17 protein-coding genes are annotated in these 17,939 nt (G+C 63.5%); 9 read left to right on the top strand and 8 right to left on the bottom strand.

Going from position 1 to position 17,939, the window contains the following annotated elements:
- The first annotated feature begins 16 nt into the window (after positions 1–16).
- Genes RHPLAN_RS27510 through RHPLAN_RS27495 form a run of 4 tightly spaced genes read left to right on the top strand, consistent with a single transcriptional unit; the run spans position 17 to position 3,340 of the window.
- The gene (locus RHPLAN_RS27510; protein ID WP_068031922.1) at positions 17–889 is read left to right on the top strand and encodes a branched-chain amino acid ABC transporter permease; all 873 of its coding nucleotides are present in this window, start codon (positions 17–19) and stop codon (positions 887–889) included.
- Positions 886–1,899: a branched-chain amino acid ABC transporter permease gene (locus RHPLAN_RS27505; protein ID WP_198164520.1), complete on the top strand. Its 1,014-nt coding sequence runs from the start codon at positions 886–888 to the stop codon at positions 1,897–1,899. The genes RHPLAN_RS27510 and RHPLAN_RS27505 overlap by 4 nt, the downstream gene beginning before the upstream one ends.
- A 2-nt stretch (positions 1,900–1,901) precedes the next feature.
- Positions 1,902–2,636 carry an ABC transporter ATP-binding protein gene (locus RHPLAN_RS27500; RefSeq protein ID WP_237179923.1) on the top strand — a complete coding sequence of 245 codons (735 nt, stop codon included), beginning with the start codon at positions 1,902–1,904 and terminating at the stop codon, positions 2,634–2,636.
- Positions 2,636–3,340 (top strand): ABC transporter ATP-binding protein, encoded by a 705-nt coding sequence (locus RHPLAN_RS27495; RefSeq protein ID WP_068024949.1) that lies wholly within the window; start codon positions 2,636–2,638, stop codon positions 3,338–3,340. Before RHPLAN_RS27500 ends, RHPLAN_RS27495 begins: the two co-directional genes overlap by 1 nt.
- An 88-nt stretch (positions 3,341–3,428) precedes the next feature.
- Here the strand turns inward: RHPLAN_RS27495 and RHPLAN_RS27490 are convergent, their stop codons facing one another.
- On the bottom strand, positions 3,429–3,641 hold the full coding sequence (locus RHPLAN_RS27490) for a hypothetical protein (protein WP_068024946.1): 213 nt from the start codon (positions 3,639–3,641) through the stop codon (positions 3,429–3,431).
- A 267-nt stretch (positions 3,642–3,908) separates the two neighbouring features.
- Here RHPLAN_RS27490 and RHPLAN_RS27485 point away from each other — a divergent pair, with 267 nt between their 5' ends.
- On the top strand, positions 3,909–4,181 hold the full coding sequence (locus RHPLAN_RS27485) for a hypothetical protein (RefSeq protein ID WP_068024943.1): 273 nt from the start codon (positions 3,909–3,911) through the stop codon (positions 4,179–4,181).
- A gap of 102 nt (positions 4,182–4,283) precedes the next feature.
- Positions 4,284–4,634, top strand: coding sequence for a hypothetical protein (locus RHPLAN_RS27480; protein WP_068024941.1), 351 nt, complete (start codon positions 4,284–4,286; stop codon positions 4,632–4,634).
- A 186-nt stretch (positions 4,635–4,820) separates the two neighbouring features.
- Here RHPLAN_RS27480 and RHPLAN_RS27475 read toward each other — a convergent pair whose 3' ends face one another.
- From RHPLAN_RS27475 to galE, 6 genes are all read right to left on the bottom strand, one after another.
- A complete protein-coding gene (locus RHPLAN_RS27475; RefSeq protein ID WP_157100518.1) occupies positions 4,821–5,777 on the bottom strand; it encodes a radical SAM protein in 957 nt (318 codons plus the stop codon).
- Positions 5,778–5,868: 91 nt separating this feature from the next.
- Positions 5,869–6,966, bottom strand: coding sequence for a glycosyltransferase (locus RHPLAN_RS27470; protein ID WP_068024935.1), 1,098 nt, complete (start codon positions 6,964–6,966; stop codon positions 5,869–5,871).
- Between the two features lie 186 nt (positions 6,967–7,152).
- Positions 7,153–7,860, bottom strand: a complete 708-nt coding sequence (locus tag RHPLAN_RS27465) for a fumarylacetoacetate hydrolase family protein (RefSeq protein WP_068024932.1) — start codon at positions 7,858–7,860, stop codon at positions 7,153–7,155.
- 203 nt (positions 7,861–8,063) lie between these two features.
- Entirely contained in the window at positions 8,064–8,618 is a 555-nt protein-coding gene (locus tag RHPLAN_RS27460; protein WP_068031917.1) for a cytochrome P460 family protein, read from the bottom strand.
- Between the two features lie 402 nt (positions 8,619–9,020).
- The gene (locus RHPLAN_RS27455) at positions 9,021–10,829 is read right to left on the bottom strand and encodes an ABC transporter ATP-binding protein (RefSeq protein ID WP_068024929.1); all 1,809 of its coding nucleotides are present in this window, start codon (positions 10,827–10,829) and stop codon (positions 9,021–9,023) included.
- Positions 10,830–10,961: 132 nt separating this feature from the next.
- Positions 10,962–11,972, bottom strand: coding sequence for a UDP-glucose 4-epimerase GalE (gene galE, locus RHPLAN_RS27450; RefSeq protein WP_068024927.1), 1,011 nt, complete (start codon positions 11,970–11,972; stop codon positions 10,962–10,964).
- Positions 11,973–12,126: 154 nt separating this feature from the next.
- On the opposite strand from galE, the gene waaC reads away from it, so the two are divergent.
- On the top strand, positions 12,127–13,083 hold the full coding sequence (gene waaC / locus RHPLAN_RS27445; protein WP_068024924.1) for a lipopolysaccharide heptosyltransferase I: 957 nt from the start codon (positions 12,127–12,129) through the stop codon (positions 13,081–13,083).
- Positions 13,084–13,150: 67 nt separating this feature from the next.
- Here the strand turns inward: waaC and RHPLAN_RS27440 are convergent, their stop codons facing one another.
- Complete coding sequence (locus tag RHPLAN_RS27440) at positions 13,151–13,438, bottom strand: hypothetical protein (protein WP_068024921.1); 288 nt, start codon at positions 13,436–13,438, stop codon at positions 13,151–13,153.
- A gap of 200 nt (positions 13,439–13,638) precedes the next feature.
- Between RHPLAN_RS27440 and RHPLAN_RS27435 the strand changes: the two genes are divergently transcribed.
- Positions 13,639–14,820, top strand: coding sequence for an efflux RND transporter periplasmic adaptor subunit (locus RHPLAN_RS27435; RefSeq protein WP_068024918.1), 1,182 nt, complete (start codon positions 13,639–13,641; stop codon positions 14,818–14,820).
- Complete coding sequence (locus RHPLAN_RS27430; RefSeq protein ID WP_068024915.1) at positions 14,817–17,936, top strand: efflux RND transporter permease subunit; 3,120 nt, start codon at positions 14,817–14,819, stop codon at positions 17,934–17,936. The genes RHPLAN_RS27435 and RHPLAN_RS27430 overlap by 4 nt, the downstream gene beginning before the upstream one ends.
- Positions 17,937–17,939 lie beyond the last annotated feature (3 nt).

Here is a 17,939-nt window from a genome sequence, read left to right as displayed (position 1 = left end):
CGATTGGGCTCGATTGGTGCCGGCAGAGATCTACCTCAACGTTGCAATCAGCGGGCTTCTGACCGGCCTGGTCTATGGGCTGATGGCGCTCGGCCTGTCGGTGATCTTCGGCGTCGTGCGCGTGGTCAATTTCGCCCATGGCGAGATTATGACGATCGCGATGTACCTCGCGGTCGTGCTGTTCGCGCAGTTTCACCTCGATCCGCTGCTGATGATGCTGCCGCTGGCCGCGCTGATGTTTGTCGCCGGCTACATCGTGCAGATGACGCTGATCAATCCGTTCATCGGCCGGCCGGAGCACAGCCAGTTCATGCTGCTGCTGGCGATGGCCGTGATCATCGTCAACGGCCTCCTGATCGTGTTCGGGCCCGATGCGCAGAGCGTGCAGACGTCCTACGCCTATGACAGCTTCGCGCTCGGACCGGTGATCGTCGACGCCACCAAGCTCTATGCCGGCATCGCGGCGTTGCTGGTCGCGGCGGCGCTGTTTGCCTTCTTCCGCTTCGCGCCGGTCGGCAAGGCGATCAGGGCCTGTGCCGACAACTACACCGGCGCGCTGGTGGTCGGGCTCGATGTGAAAAAGCTTTACGCGTTGTCCTTCGGACTGGGCCTCGCCTGCGTCGGCGCGGCCGGCGCGATCATCGTGTTGATCGTCGACGTCACGCCGCCGCTCGGGCCTGCGATGACGTTGCTCGCGTTTATCGTCGTCATCACCGGCGGGCTCGGCTCGATGCCGGGCGCGCTTCTTGGCGGCGTGCTGATCGGCCTCACCGAAGCGATGGCCGGGCTGTTCTTCACGCCATCGGCCAAGAGCATGTTCTCCTTCGCGATCCTGGTGCTGGTGCTGCTGTTCCGGCCGCAGGGCATCCTGGGGAAGAAGCCGTCATGATGGGGCTGCTCCTCCGTGATGTGCCGCGGCATGCGCTTGTTCTTCTGGCCTTGGTGCTGGCAGGCCTGATCGCGGCGCCGTGGTTTGCCAACGACTATCTGCTCACGGTCCTGATTGTCATTCTGTACTTCGCCTACACCGGCATCGCCTGGAACGTGATGATGGGCTTCGCCGGGCAGCTCTCGCTCGGCCACGCGCTCTATGTCGGTCTCGGCGCCTACACGGGCGCGGCGCTCTATGTGCATTTCGGCATCGGGCCGTGGCTCGGCATGCCGATCGCGATCGCCATTGCGGTCGCAGCCGGCATGATCATCGGCTTTCTCGCGTTCCGCTTCGGCGTCGCCGGTGTCTATTTCGCGATCCTGACGATTGCGTTCTGCGAGTTCGCCCGCGTCGGCTTCGATCATTTCGGCTGGGTCTCCGGCTCGTCGGGCCTGTTCCTGCCGGTGTCGAACTACGCGCGCAACGATCTCTGGAATCTGCGCGGCCAGCCGATGATGTTCTATTACGTCATCCTGGCGCTCACCGCGGTGGCATTTGTGCTCTGCCATCTGCTGCTCCGCAGCCGCGTCGGTTATTTCTGGCAGGCGATCCGCGAGGACGAGGTCGCGGCGCGCTCGCTCGGCATCAACACCTTCCGCTACAAGATGATCGCGATTGCGATCTCGTCAGGCATGACGGCGCCGGCCGGCGTGTTCTATGCGTTCTACTACAACAATCTGTTCCCCGAGCAGACCTTCCACATCCTGCGCTCCATCGAGATCATTCTCGGCCCGATCATCGGCGGCGTCGGCACGCTGTTCGGTCCGGTCATCGGCGCATTCCTGATCACAGGATTGGCCGAGGCGCTGCAGGAATTCCTGACCGCCTATGGCCTCGATATTCCGGGCGTCAAACGCGTGTTCTACGGCGTCTGCCTGCTGCTGGTGATTATGGCGCTGCCGCACGGCATCTGGCCGCCGCTCGCGCGCCTCCTTCGTCTCGACAAGCGCAAGACACCGGAGGCGTGAGCATGGCGATGCAAGATTCGGCGATACTCGAGGTCGCAGGCGTCTCCAAGAACTTCAGCGGGCTCCGCGCCGTCGCCGATGTGAGCTTCTCGGTGCCCGAGGGTGCGATCTTCGCCGTGATCGGCCCGAACGGAGCCGGCAAGACCACGATGTTCAACCTGATCGCCGGCATGTTTGCGCCCAACAGCGGCGCCATCACGTTCCGTGGCGAGCGCATCGAAGGGTTGACGCCGGACGAGGTCTGCCGTCGCGGCATCGGGCGCACGTTCCAGATCGTCCGGCCGTTCCCGGCGCTGACCGTCGAGGACAACGTGATGGTCGGCGCACTGTTGCGGCACGCCGATCCGAAGGCGGCGATGGCTCGCGCCCATGAGGTGCTGCGCAAGCTCGATCTCCACGACAGGCGGCTGCAGACCGCGGGGTCGCTCACGCTGCCCGACCGCAAGCGGCTTGAAGTCGCGCGTGCGCTCGCGACCGAACCGAAGCTCCTGCTGCTCGACGAGGTGATGGCGGGCCTGCGCCCGACCGAAACCGACCGCATGGTCGAGATCCTGAAGGCGCTCAACAAGGACGGCCTGACCATCCTGCTGATCGAGCATGTGATGCGCGCGGTGATGTCGCTTGCGACCCGTGTGCTGGTGCTGCATCACGGCGCCGCCATTGCCGAAGGCCTGCCGGCCGATGTGGTGCGCGAGCCGGCGGTGGTGCAGTCCTATCTCGGCGCGGAGGCGTTGTGATGCTTTCGGTCAAGAACCTCGAGGTGGCCTACGGCGACGTCCGCGCGCTCGACGATGTGTCGCTCGAAGTCGCCGAAGGCGCGATCGTCGCGATCGTTGGGGCAAACGGCGCCGGCAAGACCACGCTGATCCGCACCATCGCCGGCATGCTGCGGCCCCTCGGCGGCCGTATCAGCTTGCGCGGTCAGAACATCGAGAGTCTGCCGTCCTACAAGGTCTGCAACCTCGGGATCGGCCAGGTCGCCGAAGGCCGTCAGGTGTTTCCGACGCTGACGGTGCTCGAGAACCTCGAGATGGGCGCGCTGTTGCCGCGCGCGAAGCATGAGCAGGCAAAAAACCTCGAGCGCATGTTCGCGATGTTTCCGCGGCTTGCTGAACGCAAAGCGCAAGCGGCCGGCACGCTGTCCGGCGGCGAGCAGCAGATGCTCGCGATCGGCCGCTGCCTCATGGGCAAGCCCGACCTTGTGATGTTCGACGAGCCGTCGCTGGGCTTAGCTCCCGCGATCGTGCAGGCGATGCTGCAGACCATCCGCGAACTCAACCGCGACGGGCTCACCTGCGTGCTGGTCGAGCAGAACGTTGCGGTGTCGCTGAAGCTCGCGAGCCGCGCCTACGTGCTGGAGAACGGCCGGGTGACACTGTCTGGCAGCGGCGCGGAGTTGCTCGCCGACGACCGCGTGCGGCAGGCCTATCTCGGAATGTGATTCTTGGAGTGCAATTCCATTTCGTCGAACGGAGCGATCGGTCGCAAACTCCGAAGCTTCAATTCGGGGAGATCGAATTCTTCGGACCCTAGCGCCGGGACAGCGCCTGCAAGGCACCGACCCGCACCGCGAGCGATGCTTCGGGAAACGCCCGGCGCAACTCGTGCAGCAGCTCAGAGGTCGAGCGGCGGCCGGCGGCGTGCAGCCGCTGCACCAGCGCGCGAGCCTTCACCATGTCGAACGCGTTGCCGCCGGACGAAGCGGCATCTTCGCTTGCGGACATTGCCATCGGGATGGTCATTTCGAATCACCTGCCAAGAGCCTAGCGCGCGATCAAGAAATCGCTTGCGCAAACAATGGGCTAGTTCTGCCCATTTCGGATTCAATCGGCCCGGCGGCGACATCAACGCGCTCAGTGTGCCTTGGTTCCGTTAACGCTCCGTTTACGATGTGTGACGGTCAGCCGGCGGCGGGCCGTTGTGGTCACGGCGTTTTGAAGCTGCGGCGGGGTGGGCCTCGGCGGTTGTTTACCCGCCAACTCTACGGTCCCATTCCGGGGGACACTCTTGTGATCAGCGTCGTCAACGGCTTCTTGTGCACCTGCTCGTGCGACGTCTCGAAGGCGAAGCGTGGTGTCGATCCGCACCCGAAGACGGATGACGCTCAGAATCCCACGAAACCAGAGACCAAGAACGGGGTCGTGACCGGCGATCAGAGCGCGGTGACGTTCGGCGGTTCGTTGACTGCGCCGACCGCCACGAGTGCAACGGTCGTGACCGCCTCATCGGCGGCTCAGCCATCCGGTCAGGTGAACGGGCAGGCCGTCAATCTGCTGGTCTAGGCGTCCGCTTGGAAGAAAAAGCAATGTCCGTTTTTTAGCCGTTTCAGCGCCTGTGAGCCGTGTTCCTTTCCTGCTAGCATTTGTAGGGATCTGGAGGGGGACATGATTGCCAGATTGTGTGTTGCCGTGCCGGTCGCGGTTATTTTGTTGACGAGCATTGCGGCTGCGGCGAGCGTCGTTCCGACCATCGACCTCCAAAAGCGTTGCCGGACATCCGCGAAGTCGGCGCAATATCTGATGGGCAATAGCTCGGGCGATGCCGCCGAGAAGGCTTTTCAATCCTGCATGGCATCTGAGCAGGGGGCACGAGCCGCAATCCTCGCGGCCTGGAAGGACATCCCGCCAAGTTACAAGAATTTCTGCATCAGACCGAATGTCTACTCGCCGAGCTATATCGAATGGATTGCCTGCCTCGAGATGAGGATCGATTTGAAACGTCTGCGTTCACAATAGTGCGCAACACAAAGCCCGCCGATTTTCACCGGCGGGCTTTGAACTTCATCGAAGGACACTGCCGGTTATTTCAGCGGCTGGCCGATCGTGACGGTCAGCTTGCCAAGGCAACGACGGCCACGAACGCCGCGGTCGTGACCTCCACATCGGCCGCTCAGCCGTCCAGCGTATTGCCGGACTTTCAGGTCATCCGTCGACGCGGGAGGAGCCTCCACGCAGTCGTGACCACCATTGCCGGGGCAGGGTCCATGCGCCGGTCGCCTCCGGAGCGACGTATTTGTTGCAGAAGTAATAGCAGTGGGTGCTGTTGCACGGCTCCGCACGAAGACGCCTGACGAACGAACCGTCAAGCAGGTTGCCCTGGCGATCTTTCCCGCCGCAACGAAACACGTCGCCGTTCGGCTCGAGCTGGATGAATTTACGTCCCGCCTCGCACATCCGGCCCGTGAAATCGGGAACGGCATCCACATAAGCGTCGTCGTGGAGCATGCCGAGGCTCGGCGGCTCGTCGATGCGCGAAAGGATTTCACGATAAAACTCGCGAGCCAGCCGCGAATAGGTGCGGAAGCGGCTCTTGTCCGCGTCGGTATAGGCATTCGGATAGAGTGCGCCGGCGAATGGACCGCGCATCAGTTTCGGAATTGGGAACAGCCCAATCGGTTCGAGCAGTCTGATGGCTTCCTCAAATCGCTCGAGGATCGAAGGCGTGGCCACCACTGAAACCAGAATCCGGAAGCCGGTGACGCGCAGCTCTTGCGCGTGACGGAGAAACGCGTCGACGCCCGACCGATGCTGCCGTTCTTCCAGATGAAGGCCTGCATTGATGAAGCTCACGCGCGATGGATCGATCGAGTTTGCAAACCGGATCAGCGATCGGTTGCTCATGTTGGAGTTGAGCGAGATGTAGTGTTTGTCCGTGAGGGCTTCGCACAGTTCGACAAAATCCGGATAGGCGCTTGGTTCGCCGCCAGTGATGTGCGCCAGCCAGGTCTTTCCGCTCGCATCGAAAGCTGCCCGCCACGCGTCGACGGTGGCAAACGTGTGGATCTTGGATCCGAGTTTTTCATGCGGGATCGGACAATAACCGCAACGGTAGTTGCAGGTGTCGAGCAGAACCCAATCGGCCTCGATGTCGTATTTCATGGCGTCCGTCTGACCGGCCGTCGTTTGCCGGCTCGTCACAGGATGAACCTTCGCATGTTACCAATCGTGGCGCTCCGGCGCACGATCGGTCTCATCTCCATCGCGCAATATATCCTCTCGCTTGAGCGAGCCACCCAATATGGGGTGGAATAAGCTTATAGATGACGCTGTCCATGCGCGCCAGAAATTGGGCGACGTTGAATGCTTTGCTGCGTTTAACGGCGGCCGCCGACATGCTCTGAAGCATAGCCGGCTTCTCGATCAGGCCAAGGCTCAATGTCTCAAGCTCGGACCGATGATCCCACAGAAACCCATCGACGCCGTGATTGACGATCTCTTGCGGGCCTCCGGCGTTGAACACGACCGGCACCGCACCCGCGGACATGGCCTCGATGATCGACATGCCGAGATGTTCTTGCTTGCCCGGATGCTCAAGCGCCGACGTTCCAAGCCCTGTCGCGTGCCAGTAGATTGACGACTTCCGATACAACGCTTGAAGTTCGGCGAATTCGATGGCGGGACGAATTTGGATGGGATAGCCGACGGCCTCGTTTCGCAATGTCTCGACGAATGTCTTGTCCTCCTGACGAGTTCCAACCATTCCGGCGAGAACTAAATTCCAGCCGTGAAGGCCGCCATCGACGAGTCGTTTGAAGGTCTGAAGCAACGCATCCTGCCGCTTGTGGTGGACGATCGCGCTGTCCGCGAAAAACCGTCCGACATTGAGAATGATTTTTTCCTTCCTGGACGGTGGCCCCATGTCCTGGCAGGCGGAGTACACGATTTCCGACGAGCGGCCCCATCGCTTCTCGATCCATCGGGCGGTAAATCGGGAATTGGCTGTGATGATCCGATAGCTGTCGAGATCGAGTCGCTCGGCCTCCGGGAACATGCACATGTATATTCCGTTGGGCGTCGGATTTCGCAGATCGCTGCCGTGCGAATTGTTGACGAACAAGTCGAACTGCCGCCCGGCAATTTCTGTCGCGTGATCCGTGTTCTGCAACGGAATGATTTCGACGCTGGAGAGATCTATCCGGAAGATTGTCTTGATCGCCTCGATCGAGACCGGCCGGTGCACAAAAAGCGTAACCCGGTGCTTCTTGGCGAGATGTGCGGCGAGAGCCGCCGTGCGACGTTCTCCGCCGCCAAAAGTTTCAAAATGCAAATTGTAAATGGCGATTTTCAAGCGATCTGGTCCGGACGTCCTGAAATCGCGTTGATCGACGCTTTGTCAGTTGCGCTGTCTTTGCAAGACTAGACAGTTCCACTCTTCCAATCCAGGCTGCCGGGTTGCGCCCCAATGTCACGGAAAATGAAAGAGCCCGCCGATTTTCGCCGGCGGGCTGTGCATTTCGTCGAACGACGCTGCTGATTATTTCAGCGGCTGGCCGATCATGACCGTCAGCTTGCCGACACCCTCGACCTCGCATTCGAGCTTGTCGCCCGCAACGCAAGCCGCAACGCCCGATGGCGTGCCGGTCATGATGATGTCGCCCGCATCGAGCGCCACCATTTCCGACAGCTTGGAGATCGTCTCCGGCACGTTCCAGATCATCTGCGCGAGGTCGCCATCCTGGCGGACCTTGCCGTTGCACTTGAGCACGATCTTGCCCTTGCTCGGGTGGCCGATGCGGCTGACCGGCATCAACGGGCCGCACGGCGCCGAGGCGTCGAACGCCTTGCCGACTTCCCACGGCCGCTTGATGTCGCGCGAGGCGATCTGCAGGTCGCGGCGGGTCAGGTCGATGCCGACGCCGTAGCCCCAGACGCAGTCGAGCGCCTTGTCGACCGGGATGTAGCGGCCGCCGCTCTTGAGCGCGACCACCAGCTCGACCTCGTGGTGCATGTCCTTGGTCAGGGACGGATAGGGCGAGGTGCCGCCGTCCGGCACGATCGCGTCGGCGGGCTTGGCGAAGAAGAACGGCGGCTCGCGCTCGTCCTGGCCCATCTCCTTGATGTGCTCGAGATAGTTGCGGCCGACGCACCAGATGCGGCGGACCGGGAACAGATCGCTCGATCCGGCGACCGCAAGGGCGGCCTGGGGCGGCGGCGGAATGACGTAGTGCTTGCCGTTGCTCATGCTGGCTTTTCGGTTGGAATGGGTGGGAGTTTGCGGCGTCCCCATAACACGGCGGTGGCCTGCGTCAAAGGCGGGTTCCGGCCGCCTGACCGGCCCGCCGGGACTGGCGAGCCGAAGCAGGCGAGCCGTGGGTCAAGACTGACGCTTCACACTCAAGGGGACGCGGTGCGGCTGTCGCGCGGACGGCCTGACGACAACTCGGTTCAGCGCTTGCCGTAATCTGTGAAGACGTAGTCTCTCGCCTTCACCGTCGTGTGGCACGAAAACCCGCACTTGGCATCGTTCCCCTGCGGCGGCTGGTCGGCCGTGGTGCCGGGCGAAAACGTCTCGGACGCGGCGTCATACTTGAACACGGCCCAGCCCCACCCGCCGCTGTCCGCGAACCTCTTGCTGCTCTTCACCATGAAGTCTACGTCATGCAGGGCGCCCGGAATTGTCGTATCCGGGAAGTACGAGTTCTTTTTCGGCGTCCAATGGATTTTCGCCATCTTGGAGCCGTCGGGGAAGGTCTTGCCATTGCCGGGAGCGCCAGCCTGGAAGGCCTTGATCATCACGGGATTGGCGAGGATCACAGCGGCCAACTTGTCGTTCTGACTGGTGGCTACGACCTGCCAGCTTTCGTATCCCTTGAACTCGGAGAATGCGAGTCCGCCCGGCACCTTCACGGTGTACTTGTCCTGCGCGGCAAGGGCTATCCCGCTTGCAACAGCAAGCGACACTGCACCAGCCATCGTCATAAAGAGTGGAGTTCGTTTCATGACTCTCGCCTCCCTATTGAAAATGAATTCATAGATCGCCGGCATCCGCCCATGGTGCCGGCGCAATGCAAAGATCAGTTTCTTGTTATGGCTGGCTCGACAGGCCAGGACCTGACCCGGCGAGCCAAATAGCCGCGATCAAATGTGTCAGCGCAGCTTGTCTTGGTCTACGGGTCGGCAAATGACGTTTTAGTGAGGTGCATTGCGCTGGCTCCCCAATACCGGGTTGGAGCCACACCAGCCTACCGGTTCGTTGGTTGGCGGCGTGCAACAAGCCGATCTGGTTCAGCGCGAACAATCCGTGTCGCCGCGTTCCAGAACGCCACGGCAAGCTTGCGGCAAACCATCTCGCATTGATTCAGCGCGCGATCAGGTATGGCTGCGCGTCAATGCGTCCACGCTCTAAGCCGAGGCGATTGAAATGGGCGCCGGCGGTTCCTGATCGTGCTGGATCTGGAGCCGGTAGAAAGCCGCGTAGCGGCCGTTCTTGCGAAGGAGCTCCTCGTGGCGGCCGGACTCGACGATGGCGCCGCTCTCGACCACCAGAATGCGGTCGGCGTGCGTGATGGTGTGCAGCCGATGAGCGATGGCGATCGTGGTGCGACCTTCGCAGAGCACCGTCATGGCGTCCTGCACCAGCCGTTCCGACTGCGAGTCGAGCGCGGCGGTCGCCTCGTCCAGCAGGATGATTTGGGCGTTCCTGATGAGCGCCCGTGCAATCGCGACGCGCTGGCGCTCGCCGCCGGAGAGCTGCATGCCGCGCTCGCCGACCTGGGTGTCGTAACCCGCCGGGAACGCGCTGATGAATTCGTGAGCATGGGCCGCCTTGGCGGCCGCGACGATCTCGTCCTCGCTCGCGCCAGGTTTGCCGATCGCGATATTTTCGCGGATCGTGCCGTGGAACAGGAACACGTCCTGCCCGACATAGGCCACCTGCTCGCGCAGCGAGTGCCGCGACGTTTCGGCGATGTTCTGGCCGTCGATCCGGATGGTGCCGGCGTTCGGCTCGTAGAACCGCATCATCAGGTTGAACACCGTCGACTTGCCGCCGCCTGACGGCCCGACCAGCGCGGTCATCTTGCCGGGCTCGACGGTGAACGTCATGCCGCGGATCGTGACCTCCTGCGGCCGGTAGCCGAACAGCACGTCCTGGAAATCGATGCGCGCTTGCGTGATCTTGAGCGGCGGCTTGTTGGTGTCGGCGGGCTCGGTTGGCGGCGCGTCGATGATCTCGAACAGGACGCGGACGCCGACCAGGCCGGAGTTCAGCTCGATGTTGAGCCGCGCCAGCCGCTTGGCGGGCTCATAGGCCAGCATGAAGGCCGCGAGGAACGAGAAGAACTGCCCGGGCGTGGCGCCCGTCTGCAGCACACGGAAGCCGCCATAGACCAGCGCGCCGGCGATCGCGATCCCGCCGAGACCTTCCATCAGCGGGCTCGCGCGGTGCGCCACACGCGCCCACTTGTTGGATTCGTGTTCGAGCTCGGTCACGTTCTTTTCGAGCCGCGCCCGCATCACGTCTTCCATCGTGTAGGCTTTGACGATGCGGATGCCTTGCACGGTTTCCTGGAGCGTCTCCAGAATGCGCGCGCCGCCGTGGAACTGGTTCCGTGAGATCGAATAGATGCGGCGGATCATCTTGCGGAGCAGGATGAAGGCCGGCGGCGCCACGAAGAACGTGAACGCCGACATCGCGGGGTCCTGATAGAACATCACCGCGACAAGACCGATCAGCGACAGCAGATCGCGGCCGATCGCGGTGACCAGGAGATTGATCACGACGCTCGCCGCGTTGGCGCCGGTGGTCAGCCGCGCCATGAACTCCGACGAGTGCCGCTCCGAAAAGAAGCCGATGCTTTGCGTGATCAGCGCGTCGAACATGCGCCGCTGGTTCATCGCGATGATGTGGTTGCCGATCCGCGCCAGCATCACCCCGTGACCGTAGGTCGCGAGCGCCTTGACGATGAAGATAATCGCAGTGACGATCGCAAGCGAGATGATCGCCGGCAGGTTCTTGTCGACGTAGGCCGCGTTGATCACGTTGCCGATCAGATAGGCGCCAAGCGCGGTGCCGCCCGCGCCAATGCCCATCAGCACGAAGGCGATGGCGTACTGGTGCCGCAGGCTCCAGGCCTGCTCGGTCAGCAATCGCCGCACCAGCGCGCTGCCGTCATCCTGCTTGAAGAATCTGGATCGTTTTCTTTCGCTCATCCGCGATCGGGCCGTGGCCATTGCACACTGACCCGACCACCGAACGGCGCGGCAAGGGGCCAGGCCGTTCCTTGCCCGCAGCGTCCGGCTTTTTCAAGTTAAAAGCGGAAAATATTTCGTCCAGGCTTGTACTTAGGCGGAAAGTGCCTCGCGGAAGGGCGCATCCTTGGCCTTGAGCTTGTGCTCCCAGGCGAGCGCGTGGCCGACGATGGTGTCAAGGTTCTCGAACTCCGGCGTCCAGTCGAGCACCTCGCGGATCCGCTTGGCGCCCGCGACCGAGACCACGATGTCGCCGTCGCGGCGGCCGGCGAATTTGACAGGGAACGGATGGCCGGCGCCGCGGGTCACGGCGTCCAGCACCTCGCGCACCGAATAGCCGCGGCCATAGCCGCAATTGAGCGTTACGCTCTTGCGGCCCGAGCGCAGATAGTTCAGTGCCGCGCGATGCGCCCGCGCCAGATCGCTGACATGGATGAAATCGCGGATGCAGGTGCCGTCCGGCGTGTCGTAATCGGAGCCGAACACGTCGATGCGCCCGCGGCGGCCAAGCGCCGCCTCGACCGCCACCTTGATGAGGTGCGTCGCGCCCGGCGTCTGCAAGCCGGTGCGGAGCTTCGGATCGGCGCCCGCCACGTTGAAGTAGCGCAGCGCCACGTGGGTGAGCGGATGCGCCGCCGACGTGTCGCGCAGCATCTGCTCGGTCATCAGCTTCGACCAGCCGTAAGGCGACAGCGGCACGGTCGGGTCATCCTCGAACACCGGCACGCGCGCCGGATTGCCGTAGACCGCTGCGGTCGAGGAGAAGATGAAGTGTTTCACGCCGCCGTTGACCGCGGCCTCGATCAGCGCGCGCGAATTCGCGGTGTTGTTACCGTAATAGCCAAGCGGGTCCTTCATCGATTCCGGCACGATGGTGGAGCCCGCGAAATGGATGATCGCCTCGACGCGGTGCCGTTCGATCAGCGAAGCGACCAGCGCCTGATCGCCGACATCGCCGACCACCGGCAGCATGGGCCGCGGCAGTGCCGACACGAAACCGGTCGAAAGGTTGTCGAGCACGACCACGCGCTCGCCGGCGTCGACGAGATCGTGCACCGTGTGGCTGCCGATATAGCCAGCGCCCCCGGTGACAAGGACGGTCATGGTTCGGTCCCCGTAGTTCTTCGACGGGAGCTTTAGGCTTTGACCTGTATAAAGGGCGTTATCGCGGCGGTCCGCCAACGGCCGGAAGTGGCCCGGTTGATTAATGGCAGGTATATGAACTGCGGAAAAATCGAGTGATTGCGGCCGGCCATCCATGAAGGACGTGCTTTTCATCAAGACTTCGTCGCTGGGGGACGTGATCCATCAGATGCCGGCCATGACCGAGGCGCGGGCGCATCTGCCGGGCGTTCGCTTCGCCTGGGTGGTGGAGGAGGCCTTCGCGCCGCTCGCCCGGCTGCATCCGGCCGTGAATGAGGTGATCCCGGTCGCGGTGCGCCGTTGGCGAAAGACGCTGATGGCGCCTTCGACCTGGGCGCAGGTGTCGGCATTCCGCCGCGCCGTTCAGGCCAGAAGCTTCGATGAGATCGTCGACACGCAAGGCCTGCTCAAGTCGGCGCTGATCGCGCGCCTCGCACGAGGGCGGCGGCGCGGCTACGACAGCAAGAGCATCAAGGAGCCTCTCGCGTCGCGCTTCTACGACGTCAAGCATCCGGTCGAATGGAATCAGCACGCGATCGCGCGCAACCGCGCGCTGACCGCCGCGGCGTTGGGCTATGCGTGCGCGGGCGCCCCGGATTTCGGACTCGACCGTGCGGCGCTTCGTGCACCGAGCGAGAAGCCTTACGGCGTGCTACTGCATGCGACGGCGCAAGCGGGCAAGGAATGGCCGGAGGAAAACTGGCGGATGTTTGCCGTGGCGCTCGGACAGAGCGACATCGATCTTGTGGCGCTGCACGGCAATGACGCGGAGCGCGAGCGCGCGGCGCGCATCGCGAGCGCGTCACCGCGCGTGCGGGTGCCGGAGCGCCAGCCGCTCGATCAGGTGGCGCGGCTGATTGCCGGCGCATCCTTCGTGGTCGGCGTCGACACCGGATTGCTTCATCTTGCGGCAGCCCTCGGCGTGCCACTCACCGCGATCTTTCTCGGCAGCGAGCCGAAGTTGACGGGGCCGATGGGGCAGGGGCCGATCGAGGTGCTTGGCGCCAAAGGCTCACCGCCGTCGGTGGTCGAGGTCACCGAAACCGTGAAGCGGCTCGCGGGACTGAAATAGGCCTCGCAGGCCTCACCCAAATGAAAAGGGCCGCCCGAGAGCGGCCCTTTTGCATTCATTTGACTCGCTACCGCGAGCCCGTCGTCGGCGTGCTGCCCGGATCGCGGGTGTTGGCCTTTGCGGCGCTGTCGTTGGCGCCACGCTTGATCTTGCTCGACCGCGAAACGCCCGGCGCACTGTTCGGATCGGACGTGTCGGCGCGAGCCGGCGCATCATTGGCCCGGCCCTTCACAGTCGCGTTGTGGGCTTTCGGCGCACTGCCGGGATCGGCGGTGTTTGCCTTCGCCGCTGGATCGGCCAGGGCGGCACCTGAAATCAATACCGCAGCGGCGGTTGCAGCAATCAATGCTTTCATTGCAGTCCTCCTGGTTGGGGCGGAAAACCAAGTGAAACCCGCAGCACAACGCGAAGTTCCACTAATTGAGCCCGGCTTCGTACATATAATTTTCTATACGCAGATACCTATGCCGCTGCCGGCTCGAATATGATGACGCGGCCGTGGAGAAATTCATGAGCCATGATAGACGGGCGAGATAACAGATTGCCGGGGGCCCTGTGATTCGACAGCGGATTTTTTGGATCGTCAGCCTCGTTGTCGTGCTTTGTGCCGCGGCATTTTTCTACCGCACGTCCTCCGATACCTCTTCAACACGACGTGCCGGCCGGGACACCGCGGCCCCGGTCACGACCACCGCGGCGAAAGCCGAGGAGTTCGCCATCCGCCGCCGCACCATCGGCATTGTCGAGTCGATCGCGACCGTCGTCGTCAAATCGCGCCTCGACAGCCAGGTGACCGAGCAGCACATCCGCGACGGCCAGCTCGTCAAGAAGGGCGACCTTCTGTTCACGCTCGACGATCGCGACGTGAAGGCTGCCGTCGCCCGCGATCAGGCGCAGGTCGAGAAGGACCAGGCCACCGCGGATCGAACGGAGCTCGATCTCGAACGCTACAAACGCCTGGCCGCAACCAACGCCATCCCGCAGCAGCAATTGGATCAGGCCAATGCGGATCACAAGGTCGCGCTGGCCACGGTCGAGGCCGACAAGGCGCAGCTTCGCGGCGACCAGGTCAAGCTCGACTACACCACGATCGAGGCGCCGATCAGCGGGCGCACGGGCCTCATTCGCGTCACGCCGGGCAATCTCGTCAGCTCCAGCGATCCCAACGGGCTTGTGACCATCACCCAGGTCCGTCCGATCCGCGTCAGCTTCACGCTTGCCGAGCGGGACCTGTCGCTCATCCGCAAAGCCTACATCACCAAGCCACCCGCGGTGGTGCGGGTCTATGCGCCGGGCGAGAAGGATGCGCTCTCCACCGGCGAGCTCGAATTCCTCGACAGCGCGGTCGACACCGCCTCCGGCACCATCGCGGTGAAGGCCAAGTTCGCCAATGAAGACTTCAAGCTCTGGCCCGGCATGTATGTCGACGTCGAGATCGATCTCTCGAAGCGTCCCAACACCGTGATGATTCCCACGGTCGCGATCCAGAGCGGCCAGGACGGACCGTTCGTGTTCATCGTCAAGGACGGCAAGACAGCCGAGATGCACAAGGTCGAACTGGTCGGCGTTGAAGGCGACCGCGCCGCGCTCGCCTCCGGCGTCAATGATGGCGACAAGGTCATCGTCGAAGGGCAGATGCGCCTCGTTGACAAGGCGCGCGTCGCCGAAGGCACGTCATCGAATGCCGGCAAGGCCGCGGGCGCCAGCCAGCCGACCGAGTCCGAGGCCGCGAAATGAACGTCTCCGAATTCTGCATCCGCCACTCGGTCGCCACGACCCTGATGTCGGCGGCGCTCGTGGTGTCGGGCATGTTCGCCTATATGTTCCTGCCGGTGGCGGCGTTGCCGCGCACCGAGTTCCCGACCGTCAACGTCACGGCAACGCTGTCCGGCGCCTCGCCCGACACCATGGCCAACGCGGTCGCGACGCCTTTGATCAAGCAGTTCTCGGCGATCGCCGGCATCGACTCGATCAGCTCGAGCAGCTCGCAGGGCCAGACCCAGATCACCATCACGTTCGAGCTCAGCCGCGACATCGACGCCGCTGCGGCCGATGTGCAGTCGGCCATCGCGCGCGTGCAGAAGCAACTGCCGCAGGAGATGACCGACCCGCCGAGCTACCGCAAGGTCAATCCCGCGGACGCGCCGATCCTGCTCCTGGCGCTCAGCAGCAAGATTGCGCCGCTGCAGGACCTCGACGCCTTCGCCCAGCAGGTGGTCTCGCCGGCACTGTCGACCATCGACGGCGTGGCGCAGTTGCAAGTGTTCGGCAGCCAGAAGTATGCGGTGCGCATCCAGCTCAATCCCGACACCCTGGCCGCGCGCGGCATCGGCGTGGACGAGGTCCAGGCCGCGATCGCCGCCGCCAATGCCAACACGCCGATCGGCACACTGAAAAATACTCAGCAGGCGCTCACCATCCAGGCGCGGACCGAACTGTCCAACGCCGACCAGTTCCGCAACATCATCGTCGCGGTGCGCAATGACCGGCCAATCCGGCTCGGCGAACTCGCCGTCGTGTCCGACTCCGTCGAGAACAATCAGACCGCAAGCTGGTACAACGGCACCCGCGCGATCCTGCTCGGCGTCTATCGCCAGCCGGAGGCCAACACGGTCGACGTGGTCGATCAGATCAAGAAGCTCCTGCCGAGCTTCGAGAGTCAGTTGCCGCGCGGGGCCGCGTTGAACGTCCTCAACGACCGCTCCACGTCGATCCGCGAAGCCGTGCATGACGTGCAGCTCACGCTGGCGCTGACCGTTGCGCTGGTGATCATGGTGATCTTCCTGTTCCTGCGCAAAGTCTCGGCCACCGTGATCCCAGCATTGGCGGTGCCGATCTCGCTGATCGCGACGCTCGGCGCGATGTATCTGCTCAACTTCAGCATCGACAACATCTCGCTCCTGGGGCTCACGCTTGCGGTCGGCCTCGTGGTCGACGACGCCATCGTGATGGTGGAGAACATCCACCGTCACATGGAGGAAAAAGGCCTGGGCGCCTTCGAGGCCGCGCTCGAAGGCAGCCGCGAGATCGGCTTCACCATCATCTCGATCACGGTGTCGCTGGTCGCGGTGTTCATCCCGGTGCTGCTGATGGGCGGCATCATCGGACGCATCTTCAACGAATTCGCGATCGTGGTGACCGTGGCCATTGCCGCCTCGGCCTTCGTGTCGTTGACGCTCACGCCGATGCTGGCCTCGAAAATCCTGCCGCGGCCGGACGAGCACGAGAAGGCAGGCGAGCCCCACGGTTGGACCGCGTTCTTCGAGCGTGGCTTTGCGAGGGTGCAGCGCGGCTACGACCGAACCCTGCAGACGAGTCTCAGCCACAAGCCCGCGATGCTGGCGCTGTTCTTCGTCACGCTGGCCGGCACTGCTTGGCTTGTTGTCTCCACGCCGAAAGGCCTGTTCCCGCAGGAGGACATCGGCCAGCTCTCGGTCTCGACCGAGGCACGACAGGACGTGTCGTTCGAGGCCATGGTCGCTCTGCAGCAGCAGGTTGCCGACGCCTACCAGCGCTCGCCGCACGTGGCGAGCGTCGCCTCGGTGGTCGGCGGCAACGCGCTGAACGCCGGCAAGCTCTATGTCGAGTTGAAGCCGCGCAACGAGCGGCCGGACTTGCAGAAGGTTCTGTCCGATCTCCGCCGTGACACCGCGCGCATTGCCGGCATCCGCACCGTGGCCTCGGCGGTGCAGAATTTGCGGATCGGCGGGCGTTCAAGCCGTGCGGACTACCAGTTCGTGCTGCAAGGCCTCGACCGGCCGCAGCTCTACGAGTATTCGCAGAAGATGTACCAGGCGATGGCCGCCGACCCGCATTTCGCCGACGTCAACAGCGACCTGCAGATCAACGCCACCCAGGCGACGCTCGTCGTCGACAAGGACAAGGCCAGTTCACTCGGCATCTCGGCCGCGCAGCTTCGCTCGACGCTCTATTCCGGCTTCGGCAGCCGCCAGGTCTCGACCATCTTCGGCACCGGCGACAGCTTCGCCGTGATCATGGAGTTCAACGACAAGGTCAACTGGACCACCGCCGAGCTTCCCGACGTGCGCATCCGCAACAGCGCCGGCAAGCTCGTGCCGATCGGCGCCTTCGCCCATGTGGACCGTACGACGGGTTCGCTCACCATCAATCAGCTCGGCCAGCTTCCCGCGGTGACGCTGTCGTTCAATCTGCCGGCCGGCGTGTCGCTCGGCGACGCGGTGGCGCGGATCGACGAACTCAAGACCGAGCAGAAATTCCCGGCAACGCTGACCACGGCATTCGCCGGCAATGCCAAGACCTATCAGGACTCGGTCGCCAACCAGGGCATCCTGCTGATCGCCGCGGTGGTGACGATCTATATCGTGCTGGGCATCCTCTACGAGAGCTACATCCATCCGTTCACGATCCTGACCGGATTGCCGTCGGCGGTCATCGGCGCGCTGCTGGCGCTGCGTCTGTGCGGCATGGACCTCAGCCTGATCGCTGTCGTCGGTCTGTTGATGCTGATCGGCATCGTCAAGAAGAATGCCATCATGATGATCGACGTCGCGCTGGTGACGCAGCGCGAGGGCAAGCCTCCCGATGAGGCGATCTTCGAGGCTGCGAAGCTCCGCTTCCGGCCGATCATGATGACGACGCTGGCGGCGCTGCTCGGCGTCGTGCCGATCGCGCTCGGCATCGGCGCCGGCGCGGAGCTTCGCCAGCCGCTCGGCGTGGCGCTGGTCGGCGGCCTCCTGGTGTCGCAGTTCGTCACGCTCTACATGACGCCGACGCTCTATATCTACATGGAACAGCTTGCGGCCGGTACGCGTGCGCTGCGCGGGCGGTTATTCGGTCGCGCGCCGGACAAAGTCACCGCGTCCGCCGGGTGAGGT

The sequence above is a fragment of the Rhodoplanes sp. Z2-YC6860 genome (assembly GCF_001579845.1).
GTDB lineage: Bacteria > Pseudomonadota > Alphaproteobacteria > Rhizobiales > Xanthobacteraceae > Z2-YC6860.
The sequence above is the reverse complement of the archived record's forward strand: the minus strand, read 5'-3'. Positions and strand labels throughout refer to the sequence as shown.